This is a genomic window from Streptomyces sp. NPDC087420 (assembly GCF_044744165.1).
Classification (GTDB): Bacteria; Actinomycetota; Actinomycetes; order Streptomycetales; family Streptomycetaceae; genus Streptomyces.
This window is the reverse complement of record NZ_JBIUXU010000008.1, coordinates 411473-424305: the sequence shown is the minus strand read 5'-3', so window position 1 is coordinate 424305 and position 12833 is coordinate 411473. Positions and strand designations below refer to the sequence as shown.

10 protein-coding genes are annotated in these 12833 nt (G+C 71.1%); 5 read left to right on the top strand and 5 right to left on the bottom strand.

Features of this window, described 5'->3' with window-relative positions; translation table 11 throughout:
• Positions 1-112: 112 nt before the first annotated feature.
• The gene (locus ACIO1C_RS19360) at positions 113-1435 is read right to left on the bottom strand and encodes a DUF6716 putative glycosyltransferase (RefSeq protein WP_401864967.1); all 1323 of its coding nucleotides are present in this window, start codon (positions 1433-1435) and stop codon (positions 113-115) included.
• A 187-nt stretch (positions 1436-1622) separates the two neighbouring features.
• Between ACIO1C_RS19360 and ACIO1C_RS19355 the strand changes: the two genes are divergently transcribed.
• The gene (locus ACIO1C_RS19355; protein ID WP_401864964.1) at positions 1623-2603 is read left to right on the top strand and encodes a glycosyltransferase family 2 protein; all 981 of its coding nucleotides are present in this window, start codon (positions 1623-1625) and stop codon (positions 2601-2603) included.
• Complete coding sequence (locus ACIO1C_RS19350; protein ID WP_401864961.1) at positions 2603-3961, top strand: polysialyltransferase family glycosyltransferase; 1359 nt, start codon at positions 2603-2605, stop codon at positions 3959-3961. The genes ACIO1C_RS19355 and ACIO1C_RS19350 overlap by 1 nt, the downstream gene beginning before the upstream one ends.
• 86 nt (positions 3962-4047) lie before the next feature.
• On the opposite strand, the gene ACIO1C_RS19345 is transcribed toward ACIO1C_RS19350, so the two are convergent.
• Together ACIO1C_RS19345 and ACIO1C_RS19340 are read right to left on the bottom strand one after the other, a co-directional pair.
• Complete coding sequence (locus ACIO1C_RS19345) at positions 4048-6372, bottom strand: glycosyltransferase (protein WP_401864958.1); 2325 nt, start codon at positions 6370-6372, stop codon at positions 4048-4050.
• Positions 6369-7892: a hypothetical protein gene (locus ACIO1C_RS19340; RefSeq protein WP_401864955.1), complete on the bottom strand. Its 1524-nt coding sequence runs from the start codon at positions 7890-7892 to the stop codon at positions 6369-6371. The genes ACIO1C_RS19345 and ACIO1C_RS19340 overlap by 4 nt, the downstream gene beginning before the upstream one ends.
• Positions 7893-8096: 204 nt before the next feature.
• On the opposite strand from ACIO1C_RS19340, the gene ACIO1C_RS19335 reads away from it, so the two are divergent.
• Together ACIO1C_RS19335 and ACIO1C_RS19330 are read left to right on the top strand one after the other, a co-directional pair.
• Positions 8097-8453, top strand: a complete 357-nt coding sequence (locus ACIO1C_RS19335; protein ID WP_401864952.1) for a PadR family transcriptional regulator — start codon at positions 8097-8099, stop codon at positions 8451-8453.
• Complete coding sequence (locus tag ACIO1C_RS19330) at positions 8450-9004, top strand: HAAS signaling domain-containing protein (RefSeq protein ID WP_401864949.1); 555 nt, start codon at positions 8450-8452, stop codon at positions 9002-9004. Before ACIO1C_RS19335 ends, ACIO1C_RS19330 begins: the two co-directional genes overlap by 4 nt.
• Before the next feature lie 20 nt (positions 9005-9024).
• On the opposite strand, the gene leuE is transcribed toward ACIO1C_RS19330, so the two are convergent.
• Together leuE and ACIO1C_RS19320 are read right to left on the bottom strand one after the other, a co-directional pair.
• Positions 9025-9714: a leucine efflux protein LeuE gene (gene leuE, locus ACIO1C_RS19325; RefSeq protein ID WP_401864947.1), complete on the bottom strand. Its 690-nt coding sequence runs from the start codon at positions 9712-9714 to the stop codon at positions 9025-9027.
• 100 nt (positions 9715-9814) lie between these two features.
• Positions 9815-11422, bottom strand: coding sequence for a methylmalonyl-CoA mutase (locus ACIO1C_RS19320; protein ID WP_401864944.1), 1608 nt, complete (start codon positions 11420-11422; stop codon positions 9815-9817).
• 186 nt (positions 11423-11608) lie between these two features.
• Between ACIO1C_RS19320 and ACIO1C_RS19315 the strand changes: the two genes are divergently transcribed.
• Positions 11609-12568 carry a L,D-transpeptidase family protein gene (locus tag ACIO1C_RS19315; RefSeq protein WP_401864942.1) on the top strand — a complete coding sequence of 320 codons (960 nt, stop codon included), beginning with the start codon at positions 11609-11611 and terminating at the stop codon, positions 12566-12568.
• The last annotated feature ends 265 nt before the right edge of the window (positions 12569-12833 follow it).

Here is a 12833-nt window from a genome sequence, read left to right as displayed (position 1 = left end):
TGGTCCAGGGGCCGGTTCGGGGCCCGGTCCTTGGACGGGTCCAGAGGGCCGGCCACCGGGCGGTCCGTGGGTCGTTGCGTCGTGTGGTCGGCCGCGTGCGCGGCCGGGCCGGTCACAGCTCGCCCATGCGGCGGATGACGGGGGCCACACGCTGCACGCCGTGCCGGTAGGCGCCGCGCGCCGCTCCCCGTACGGCTTCGCGCACCGCGCGCCGCATCCGGGAGTCGTCGCTGGACTCGGCCCTGACGCCCGGGAGGGGTGTCCCGTCGGCCGCCAGGTGGTAGCGGGCGAGCAGGGGCGGCAGGTATCCGGGTGCGGTGGTGGTCGTGTAGTACGGGCGCAGCGGCGGCAGTCCGGGCTCGGCGAGCAGCTTCGCGACGTGCGCGCGGGCCTGGTCGAAGGCCGATTCGTACGCGCCGTCGGCGGCGACGCCCTGCCGGTCGGCCCAGACGACGTCGGCCTTCGGGCGGTAGCCGCCGTCCAGCTGGTCCCAGGACGCGAGGCATCCGGAGCCGATGAAGTGGTGGTTGCCCAGCGGCTCACGGATGCCGAGGTCGGTGAGGATCGCGGTGGGGATGCGCCGGTGCAGCGATTCGAGCGCGGCCGTCGAGGAGACGGTGACCAGCAGGTCCGTACGGTCCAGGACCTCGCCCATGTGCCCGTACACCAGCTGGAAGTTGGGCGGCAGGCCGCCGGGCAGCCGTTCGGCGAGCTTCTGGTACGGGAACTCCTCGATGTGCGTCGTCTGTTCGCCGGGCTTGCTGCGCAGCTTGAGGAGCACCTCGCGGCGGGGGTGCAGCCGGGCGTGCTCGACGAGGCGCCTGAGCACGTACGTACGGTCGGCGCGGCTCACCGGTACGGACGGCTGCGCGGCGAAGACGACGGTGTCGCGGCCCTCCTCGGGGACGTACCGCTCCCCGGCGAGGAAGGGCAGGGCCGCCTCGGTGACGGAGGAGGCGTCGGCGCCGACCCCTTCGTACACCTCGCGGAACCGCTTGGCGTCGTAGCGGGAGTTGGCGAGGACGACGTCGGCGCCGTGGCGCAGCAGCAGTCCGTCGGCGAGCTTCTCGTAGACGACCCCGACGTAGCCGGTGACCACGAGGGGCCGGTCCGGCAGGCCGAGGGCCGCCATGCCGTGGAGCATGGCCTGGACGGCTCCGCCGACGAGGGCCAGGACGACGATGTCGTACGGCTCCTCGCGCAGGGTCTTCAGGAAGGCGGTACCTGTCATCTCGCGCAGGGCATCGGCGTCCGCCCCGACCTCGGCGAGCTGTCGGGCGGTGGGCGTGGCTCGGCCGCGCAGCAGGAACCCGCTGAGCTCGACGGAGCGGTCTTCCGGGGCGATGCGGCGCGCGGTCAGCGCGCCCCATTTCCACCGGGTGTCGGAGTCGGCGAGCACCGCGACCCGGACCGCTGGACTGGTACGTGATGGCACGCCCTGGACGTTAGGAAGTGATTCCCTTCGTCAGCCCAACTCAACGGCAATAAAGGGTTAACAGCACCTCTACGAATGGGGGCAGGGGGACAGAAGCGACTGGATTCATCATTCCGCCACTCGTCGTTCACCTTCCGTGCGCCCGAATGTCAGCGTGGAAGATCAGGCGCCCTCTAGCGTGACGCGGGTGGTCAAGCTCTCTGTTGTCGTGCCGTTCTACAACGTGCAGACATATGCCCTCGAAACACTGAGAAGCCTGCGGGCCAACGCCCGTGAGGACTTCGAGTTCCTCCTCGTGGACGACTGTTCGTCCGACGGAACTCCCGAAATACTCGAACGGGCGGAGCGTGATCTTCCAGGAGCGGTGCTCCTCAGACATGAGAAGAACGGCGGTCTGGCCACCGCGCGCAACACGGGCATCGACGCGGCCCGCGGCGAGTACGTGACCTTCCTGGACGGGGACGACTGGGCGGCGCCCGGCTACTACTCCCAGCTGGTGACCGCCGCCGAGGCCCTGGGCTGCGACTTCGTCCGTACGGATCATGTCCAGTTCACCGGCAGGGCCCGTACGGTCCACCGGGTCCCGGTCGGCCGGCGCGGCGAGGTCCTGAACCCGCGCGACGCGATCCTGCCCGCCCACCGCACCACGTCCGTCGACTACGCCTACGCGTGGGCGGGGATCTACCACCGCCGCATCGTCGACCGGGGCCTGGTGCACTTCACGCACGGGCTGCGCACCGCCGAGGACCGGCCGTGGATCTGGCGGCTGCACCGCGAGGCGGAGTCGTTCGCGGCCGTCGGGCTGCTCGGGGTGTTCTACCGGCGCGGGGTGGCGTCGTCGCTCACCCAGATCGGGGACGTACGCCAGCTCGACTTCATCCGGGCCTTCGACGAGGTGATCGAGGAGACGGCGAAGGACGCCGACGCCGACCGCTTCCTGTCCAAGGCCGTGCGCACCTATTGCGCGATCATCGCCCACCACCTGGGGGCGAAAGAGCGGTTCGAACCGGCGGTGGCGAAGAAGCTGCGTTCCCTGAGCGCCGCCGCCCTGAAACGGCTCCCCCAGGACATCTTGAAAGAAGCACTGGATTCGATGGACTTCGAGCGCTCGGAGCGGCTGCGCCGCCTGGGCAAGCGATCCATGTCGGCCGCGAAGGCGGCCGCGTGATGGTGACCTCGCCTTATGTGACCGGTGCGCGGGAGACGACGCAGATCTTCTGCGTCTCCACGCTGTACGGGGCCGCGACGCTGGCCGCCGCGATCGACGCGGGGCTCTTCCGCCCGGCCGGCCGCCGGCTGCTGGTCGTCAGCAACAACGCCGGTACGCCCGAACTCACCCCGTCCGTCAGTGACATGCCGGGCTTCGCGCGGCTGCGCGGCCGCTTCGACGACCTGGTGTCGTGGAACGAGACCATCGCGCCCTTCCACCCGGGCGTCTGGGAGCCGCGGCCCGACGACCTGCCGCTCTGGGAGCGCCATCTGCGGCTCGCGTGGCGGCTCGGTGACGACGACCTCCAGCTGATCGTGGAATCGATCCAGGTCAACCCGGCGCAGGCCATCGCGCAGATCCTCGGCGGCGCCTCGATGGAGGTGTACGCGGACGGTCTGATGAGTTACGGCCCCACCCGCTCCAAGATCGACCCGCTGATCGGCGGGCGGGTGCGCAGGCTGCTGCACCTCGATCTCGTCCCGGGGCTCACGCCCCGGCTCCTCACCGAGTTCGGCGTCGAGCCGGAGCTGGTGCCGACGGACGCGTTCGTCCGCGTGCTGGACGAACTCGCCGACGCGGAGGAGCAGTTCGAGACCCCGGCGGTCGCTCCCGCCCTGCTCCTGGGCCAGTACCTCTCGGCGCTCGGCATCCTCACCGAGCGCGAGGAGGAGGAGCTGCACGTACGGATGGTGAAGGGCGCGGCGGCCCTCGGGCACACCCGGGTGATCTTCAAGCCGCATCCGGCCGCGCCCGCGGTCTGGTCGCGGCTGCTGGAGAGCGAGGCGGAGAAGGCCGGGGTCGAACTGACCCTCCTCGACTCCCCCGTACTCGCCGAGGTGCTGTTCCGGCGGATCAAGCCCGCGCTGGTGGTGGGGTGTTTCTCCACGGCCCTGTTCACGGCGTCCGCGTTCTACGGCCTGCCGGTGGCGCGGGTCGGCACGGACATCCTGCTGGACCGGCTGGCCCCGTACCAGAACAGCAACCGGGTGCCGGTGACCATCGTGGACGCGCTGCTGCCGCCGCTGGACGACCGGGGCACCCACCGCCCGGACCCCCACCTGCCGGGGTTGCTGGCGGCCGTGGGCTTCGCGATGCAGCCGCAGATATACCCGGAGCTGCGGGGCGAGGCGGAGGCGTACCTCTCCCGGCACCTGGACGAGCGCACCTGGCGCTACTTCAAGCGGCGCCGGCTGACCGGGCTCGGCCTGCCGGGCGGGGTGCCGGCCCAGCTGGCGCGGCTGCCCCGCAACGCGACGGCGCGGCGGATGGTGCGCCGGGCCAAGAAGCTGCGCAGGACGGTCCTGCGCGGGGACTGAGTCCTGGGAGCCCCCGAGGAACAACTCCGGGCGCCGGGGGGGGGGGGCGCCCCCCCCCCCCCCCCCCCCCCGCCCCCCCGCCGCCGTCACGCTCCCAGGATCACCCGCAGGTCGGACGCGTTCGCCTGGGTGATCTTCCACAGCTCCTGCTGCCGGGCGTGCACGTCCGCCACGGACGCGGCGTGGTCGTCCAGCAGACCCACGGCCCGCTCGGTCAGCACCGCGCCGAGGTTCTTGTCGTGCACGGACACCCCCCACTCGGGCCGCCCGATGTCCGACAGGAAGTACGTCATCTTCGGGTGCGAGATCAGGCTGATGATCGGCGTCCCGCAGCCGAACGGGATCATTCCCGCGTGGCCGCGCATCCCGATGACCAGCTTCGTACGGGCGTACAGGTCCCTGATCTCGTCGTTCTCGAAGTCGTACATCGGGATCACCGGCAGCGAGATGCCGTGCTGGCGCCGCAGGTCGAACGCGATCTTCTCGTCGTCCAGCGAGTGCGCCACACACTTGACCTCCGCGTGCGCGCCCAGCGCCCGGATCGCCTTCGCCATCTCCGCCAGGAAGTGCGCGTAGTCGTGGCCGAAGCGCAGCCCGGCCCGGTCGTACGCGGCGTTGATCAGGATCGTGTTCTCGCGTACGGCGGGGTCGGTCCAGCCCTGGACCAGCTGGCGGGTGACCGTGGTCGGGCAGGGCTGGAAGCGCACCTTGTCCTGGAGCTCGGGCGGCAGCAGCGCCCTGACCTTCTCGATCGAGCCGTGGTTGCGGAGCCCGAAGAAGGCCGAGCGCTCGACGAGCCGGCGCACGCTGGAGTGGAAGCGCGCGGCCCGGTAGGACTGGCCGTCGAAGGCGTTGAAGCCGACCGCGTACACGACGATCGGTACGTCGATCCGGTTCAGGCGGTCGTCCGGTACGTTCCACTGCCAGCCGCTGTTACCGTTCGGCGCGGTGTCCGGGATGAACAGCCCGCCGCCGCCGATGACCAGTCCGCGCCGGGCGTTGACCCCCTCCAGCGCCTCCTCGTCGAAGAGCCGGTGGGCGTGCACCGAGTGCCAGCGGCGGTTTCCGGTGTCCTCGCCGAAGGTGAGCCGTACGGACTCCGGCAGCAGCTTGTCGCCCGCGTTGCCCTGCTGGGGCATGTAGAAGGCCACATGGGCCAGCTGGTCCTCGGGCGCGCCCTCGCGCTGGGCCGGCACCGTGGACGTACGGATCCGCATCAGCCGGTTCGCCCGGTGGGTGGGGTCGACCAGCAGCCCCTCCATCGCGTAGTCGCGCGCGGTGGTGTCGTCGTTGTGGATCCAGGCGATCTGGGCCAGCCGGGAGAAGGCGGTCGCCGCCCGGTTGGGGGCCGCGGTGGCCAGCAGCAGCTGCGCCTCGGCCTCCTCGTACCGGGACACGCTCATCAGCGCGTGGCCGTACACCTCGTGCGGCCAGGACGAGTCGACGGGGATGTGCACGGAGGACAGCACCCGCACGGCCTCCTCGAACTCGCCCGCGCCGATGTGCGCGAGGGCGACCCGGCGGGCGCTCTCCACGTCGCCGGTGCGCGCGACGTGCGGAGTGCCGTAGTGCACGAGCAGGTCGTGGTGGGTGGTGCCGCCGCGCCCCATGTACGCCGCGTGGAAGTCCGCGTCCGACAGCACGAACTCGCGCCAGCGGTCCTCGGCCTTGCCGTACCCCTGCTCACCACCCTGCCAGGGCTTGTGCCGGCCGGTGAAGTGCAGGATCGCCGTCTCGTCGGGCACCTCCAGGTCCCCGGAGAGCCGGCGCTTCACGAAGTTGAAGCGGGCGTCGAGCTGGACGAAGTCCCCGTCCAGGACGGCGTTGAGGATGCCCTGGTCGTGCTTGTCCAGCTCGTAGTCGCCCGAGCGGCCCGTGGCGTCGATCCGGGCGCAGAACTCGTCGCTCAGGTACTCCTTCTGGATGACCAGGAGTCCGCTGTTGAGCTTGTGCTGCCCGTAGAAGAACTGCGGGACGGCCGCGAGCCCGTCGCGCAGCTTCAGCAGGTCACCCAGCTCACCGAGGACCACCATGTCGGTGTCCAGGGTGATCACGGTGTCGTAGTCCCGGATACGGAACACGTCGAGGATGAAGTACGCCTTGCGCACCAGGTAGTTGTCCTGGTCGCCCTTGGCGTACGACTCGTAGCGCTCGGCGTCGACGCGGCGCAGGTCGATCCGCGGGTGCAGGGCCCGGATCTTGGCGACCGAGGCGGGGCGCAGCCCGTCGTGCAGGACGATGAAGTCCTCGCACACGCCCGGGTTGGAGAGCGCGAGGCTGCGCAGCAGCACCAGGAAACCGGGCAGGTAGTTCTCGTCCACGAAGCTGGCGAAGGCGATACGCCGCTTGCCGGTCAGCGCGTTGGTGGAGGTGTCGGCCGGGGCCACGCCGGAGAAGCTGGTGGTGGTCATCGCAGGGATATCCTCGTGTCGTTCACGCTCTGGGCACGCTCCATGACCCACGCCTTCTCGGTGGTGTACTCGTGTACGGAGGTGATGGGCATGCGCATCGCCTCCTGGAGCCGGTACGCACCGCTCTCGTAGAAGTCGAAGCCGATCAGGTCGAGGCGCGGGCTGACGTCCAGGAAATCCAGCAGCCAGAGCATATTGAAGCCGCTGGTGGGGATGGACGGCCAGACGCTCGCGCCGATCTGGCCGATGTTGCGCAGCGGCCAGCGCAGCGACTCGTCGCCCAGGTACGTCTGCGCGCCGGGGACCAGGCGGTTGCGCACGGAGTGCTTCCAGTCGCCCGAGATCCCGCCGAAGATCAGCCGCGTGGTGACCTTCTGGTCCCAGTTGAAGCTGTGCTTGTGGATCGAGACGTGGATGTCGGTGCGCTTGCCGGTGGCCGGGGCGTCGATCTTGTACGAGTTGAAGCGGACGACCAGGTCGTAGTCGTCGATCTCCCGGCCGATCGAACCGCGGCCGACGCTCTGGGAGTTGGCGATCAGGCAGATGGACTTGCCGGCGATCTGGTTGCGGAACTCGCCGAGGCTGAGCCACTCGACACCGCCGTAGGTGGGGTCGGCGACCGGGCCGCGCATGCGGTTCCTGCGCTGTTCGGCGTAGAGGCCGACGAGGTCGCGCAGCTCGGATGCGTCCCCGCCGTTCACCGAGATCCGCAGGTCGAGGTAGTGCGCGAGCGCGTCCTGGAGGTCGGGCACCGGGGTGCCGTCGCCGGCCATGGTGAGCAGGGCGCCGATGAGCCGCAGCTCGGCCTGCTCCCAGTCGCCGCGGTCGTGCAGGACCAGGCCCTCGGCCCAGGTGTCGGTGGGCAGGCCGTGCGAGTACAGCGCGGACCGGGGGCGCTCGCTCTTCAGCTGCGCCAGCAGCTGCGCCTGGTACTGGCGGCCGGTGCGCAGGCCCGCGGTCCTGGTCGCGACGCCGAACCCGTCCTCCTCGGTGAGCGCGAGGTAGCGGTCGTACGCCTCGATGGCGGCGGACTCGTTGCCGAACGCCTCCAGCGTCCTGGCGCGCAGGCGCCATCCGGCGCGCGAGTTCTTGCGCTGGGTCAGCACGGTGTCGCTGATGAGGAGGGCGAGCTTCAGCTCGTCGTCGTACTTGCACTCCAGCGCCTTGTTGCCGACGGCGAGCAGCGCGTCGAGCAGGTCCCCGCCGAGGGCCGGTCCCGAGACGCCGACGGCGCTGGTGCCGCGGCGCAGCAGGGCGGCGGCGGCGCTGCCGGCCGACGAGGCGCGGGCGGGCGTGCCGGACTCCGCGAGGGCGTGGGTGGCGAGCGCGTGCCGGAGCTTCTCGGCGAGCTCCGTGCGCCGCCGGTCGAGGCCGGCGACCAGCTTGCCGCTGTGGACGGCGCAGGCACGGAGGCACTCGTCCAGCTCGGTCGGCCTGATCCGGGCCTGGTCTGCGGTGCCGTCGGGTGCGACGACCGGGGTCTCCGAGCTGCGCACCCTCGGCCATCTGTTGCGGGCCATTGTCATCCTGCTCCAAGCGTCTGCTGTCCCGCTGACAGATGGCGGGTCGGCGACACGTTAGGAAACGTGGACGACCCTTGGGTGAACTGGGCCCGTCGGCGGGGCAAACGAGACGATCCGGAGTGGAAATAACAGGGCGCCCGGCCCGGTGACCGGAGGTGGGGGAGGTTGCCCGGCAGGAGACCGACAGGTACCTTGCACTGCATGGTACCTGTCGGTGGGACACGCCCCGGAGTCAGCCAACTCCGGCGCGGGGTGCTCCAGTTCTGCGTCCTCGCGCTGCTCCGCGACGGTGAGAAGTATGCCTTCGAGCTGGTCAGGGAGTTGTGTGACGCCCATGGGCTGGTCACCAGCGAAGGCACGATCTATCCGCTCCTGTCCCGCCTCCGCAAGGAGGAGTGGGTGAGCACCTCCTGGCGCGAGTCCGAGACGGGGCCGCCGCGCCGCTACTACTCGCTGACCTCCACCGGCCACCGGGCGCTGGCGGACTTCGCCGCCGAGTGGGCGCCCTTCCGGACCGCCGTGGACCAACTGCTGGAGACCGGGGAGAAGCACGGATGACGTCTGTACGGAATCAGCTCATCGCGGAGTACCTGCAACGCCTCGACACCGCGTCGGCGTTCCTGTCGGCGGACCGCCGCACGGAGCTGGGGCAGGAGATCCGGGAGCACATCGACGCGGCGATGGACGAGGTGGAGAACCTCGACGCGGAGGCGGTACGCGGCATCCTGGCGCGGCTGGGGCCGCCCGCGGAGATCGTCGCGGCGGAGCTGGGGACCAGGTCGACGGGCTCGATCCCGGTCCCGGTGGTGGAGTCGGCCGGTCCGGCCCCGGTCCCGGTGGTGGAGGGGACGGGGGAAGGGGAAGTACGGGGATCCGGCCACAGGACGCTGCTGCTCGGCTGCGCGGCCACAGCCGTCGTCCTCTTCGGTCTCATCGGTGCCTTCGCCATGTTCGGCACGGTCAGCCAGGACTCCGGCCCTGCCCCGTCGGCCCCGAACGGCCGGACCGCGACCCCGCCGGTGCTCGTAACCCCCACGGGGACCGACTCCCCGCCGTCCGACTCCCCGCCGTCCGCCTTCACCGCGAACCCCACGGCCACCACCCCATGACCCGGCCCTGACGGACGGGCCTACGCGCTGCTCACCGTGAGCTTCACGGCGAAGCCCAGGAACAGGGCGCCCGCCGCGGTCGTCGCGCCCGCCGAGAGGCGCTTGCGGCGGCGGAAGGCGGCGGCGAGCCGTGTGCCGCCGAAGATCAGGGCCGAGAGGTAGAGCGCGCTGGCGACGTTCGCGAGGACGCCCAGCAGGACGAACGACAGGGCCGGGTGCGCGTAGCCCGGGTCGACGAACTGCACGAAGAAGGAGATGAAGAAGAGGATCGCCTTGGGGTTGAACAGGCTTATCAGCAGGGCCCTGCGGTACGGGCGCTCCACCGCCTCCGGAGCCGTACCGGCACCGCCCGCCTCGTCCCGCTCCCCCGCCGCCCCCGCCGCCCCCTCGCCGGCCCCCTCGTGGCGGCTCCTCCACAGCGACCGGGCCGCGCGCAGCATCCCGACCGCCAGCCAGGTCAGATACCCGGCGCCCGCGTACTTCACGATCCCGAAGAGCAGCGGGTTGCCCTGGAGCAGCGAGGCGACCCCCGCGGCGGACAGCACCATGAGCACGGTGTCGCCGCACCAGACGCCCATGGCCGCCCGGTACCCGACGCGGACCCCGCGCCGGGCCGCGACGGAGAGGACGTACAGCGAATTCGGTCCTGGCAGCAGGACGATCAGCACAAGGCCGACGAGATAGGTCGGCAGATCCGTGACACCCAACATGGGCGCGAGTCTCGCAGACCGGTTCGTACGCACGCATCCGGGTTCGCGGCGACCGCGCGTACCCGGTCAGAAGCCCCGGTCAGAAGCCGGACGCCGGACGTCAGAAGGTGTCCGTCGGCACGTACGTCCCCCACACCTCCCGCAGCGCCCCGCACACCTCCCCCACCGTCGCCCGCGCCTTGAGGGCCTCCTTCATCGGGTACAGCACGTTGTCCGTGCCCGCCGCCGCGCGCCGCAGGTCCGCGAGCGCCACCGCCACGGCCGCGCCGTCGCGTTCCGCCCGCAGCCGCGCCAGCCGCGCCGCCTGCCGGGCCTCGATCCGCGGGTCGACGCGCAGGGGTTCGTACGGCGCCTCGTCCGTCCCCGGCTCCAGGGTGTGGCGGTTGACCCCCACCACGACCCGCTCGCCGCTCTCGGTCCGCCGGGCCACCTCGTACGCGCTGCGCTCGATCTCCGCCTTCTGGAAGCCGCGTTCGACCGCCCCGACCGCCCCGCCCAGATCCTCGACCCGGGTCATCAGCGCCACCGCCGCCGCCTCCACCTCGTCCGTCATCGCCTCCACGGCGTACGAACCGGCGAAGGGATCGACGGTCGCGGTGAGGTCCGTCTCGTACGCCAGCACCTGCTGGGTACGGAGCGCGAGGCGCGCGGCGCGCTCGGTGGGGAGGCCGATGGCCTCGTCGTAGGAGTTCGTGTGCAGGGACTGGGTGCCGCCGAGGACCGCCGCCAGGCCCTGGACGGTGACCCGTACCAGATTGATCTCCGGCTGCTGGGCGGTGAGTTGGACCCCGGCCGTCTGGGTGTGGAAGCGGAGCATCTGCGACTTCGGGTCCTTCGCGCCGAACTCGTCGCGCATGGTCCGCGCCCAGATCCGCCGGGCGGCCCGGAACTTGGCGACCTCTTCGAGCAGCGTCGTCCGCGAGACGAAGAAGAACGAGAGCCGGGGCGCGACCTCGTCGATGTCCATTCCGGCGGCGAGAGCGGTCCGTACGTACGCGATGCCGTCGGCGAGGGTGAACGCGATCTCCTGCACGGGCGAGGCGCCGGCCTCCGCCATGTGGTAGCCGGAGATCGAGATGGTGTTCCACCGGGGCATTTCCGTACGGCAGTACGTGAAGATGTCCGCGACCAGCCGAAGGGAGGGTTCCGGCGGAAAGATGTAGGTGCCGCGGGCGATGTATTCCTTGAGCACGTCGTTCTGGATCGTGCCCGTCAGGGCGCTTCCCGGAATTCCCTTTTCCGCGGCGACGAGCTGGTACATCAGCAGCAGCAGCGCGGCGGGCGCGTTGATCGTCATCGAGGTGGAGACCTGGTCGAGGGGGATGCCGTCGAACAGCACCCGCATGTCGTCGACCGAGTCGACGGCGACCCCGACCTTCCCGACCTCACCGCTCGCCAGGGGCGCGTCGCTGTCGTGGCCCATCTGGGTCGGCAGGTCGAAGGCGACGGAGAGGCCGGTCGTACCGTGCGCGATGAGCTGCCGGTAGCGCGCGTTGGACTCGGCGGCGGTGCCGAACCCGGCGTACTGGCGCATCGTCCAGGGCCGGCCGGTGTACATCGTCGGGCGGATGCCCCGGGTGAAGGGGTACGAGCCGGGCGCGCCGAGCTTCTCGGCGGGGTCCCAGCCGTCGAGGGCGGCGGGGCCGTAGACGGGCTCGATGGGCAGACCGCTCTCGGTGGAACGGGCGGGGTGGGGGTCGGGTGCCATGGTCCGGGGCCTCTGTGTCCGTATGAGTGCTGTCCGCCCCCATGATCGGCGCTGGGAGGCAAACATCGGGGCCCGCCATGCCCGGAATCTTCCGGGGGCCAGGGACCGCGCCGGGTGTGAAGCGGTTTCTTTCCGGGGAGTTGCCACTGGAATTCATGACTCAGAGGGAGAAACAGGGGAGCGAAGATGCTCAGGACCTCCGCACTGCGCAGAGGGCTCGCGGCGGCGGCCGTGCTGGCCGTGGGTGTCGGCTGTACGGCGCAGCCGACCGACGGCCGGCCGGCCGGTGCTGACGGCAAGTCGGGCGGCGGCGCGGGGGCGGTTGCCACTCCCGGGGCCGGATCCGGTACGTCGTTGCCCTCCGCGCCGCCCAGGCCGTCGAAGAACCCCGCCGCCCGGCCGACCGCGGCGCCGTCCCCTTCCGGTTCCGTATCGCCTTCCGCCTCCGCCTCCGCCTCCGCCTCCGCTCGTACGCCGTCCTCCGCCCGTACCCCTTCGCCCGGCGCGGCGAAGCCGAGGACGGTGATGGCGAGCGGGGCCGAGAGCGACCAGGTGCGCGAACTCCAGGCGAGGCTGCGGCAGATCGGCCACTTCGACCGCACGCCGACGGGCTACTACGGCACGCTCACCGCCACGGCCGTCTCGTCCTTCCAGGGCAAGCGCGGACTGTCCCGTACGGGCACGACGGACAGCGTCACCTGGCAGAAACTGCTCACGATGACGCGGAAGCCGACCGGCGCCGAACTGTGGCCGCCGACGGAACGGCCGGTCGCGGAGCCCGATCCCCGGTGTCTGAAGGGGCGGGTGCTGTGCATCAGCAAGAACAGCCGCACGCTGTCGTGGATGGTCGACGGGACGAGAGTGTCGACGATGGATGTGCGCTTCGGTTCGGAGTACACGCCGACGCGCGAGGGCACGTTCACGGTGTACTGGAAGTCCCGGCACCACGTCTCGACGCTGTACGACACCGCGATGCCGTACGCGATGTTCTTCAGCGGCGGCCAGGCGGTCCACTACTCGGCGGACTTCGCGGCCAGGGGCTACAGCGGCGCGTCACACGGCTGCGTCAACGTCCGGGACGAGGCAAAGATCGCGGACCTCTTCGTCGAGGTCAAAACAGGCGACAAGGTAGTCATCTACTGGTAGTCCCGCACACCACCGCGCAGTGACCGCAACCATCAATTGAGCAACCCCCACCCACAGCAACCACATCCGCGAGAGCGGCGCCGGCTTAGGCGCGAAAGGGGCTCGCCGGCTTAGGCGCAAAGTGAGTGGCGCGGGGGGGGCCGGGGGGGCGGGGGCCCCCCCCCCCCCCGCCCGGGGCGGGGGGGGGGGGGGGGCGGGGGCCGCCGTTGCCGGGCGCAGTGCCCTAGGCGCACCGACGACTTGGCCGGGGCGCGCGCGAACAGCA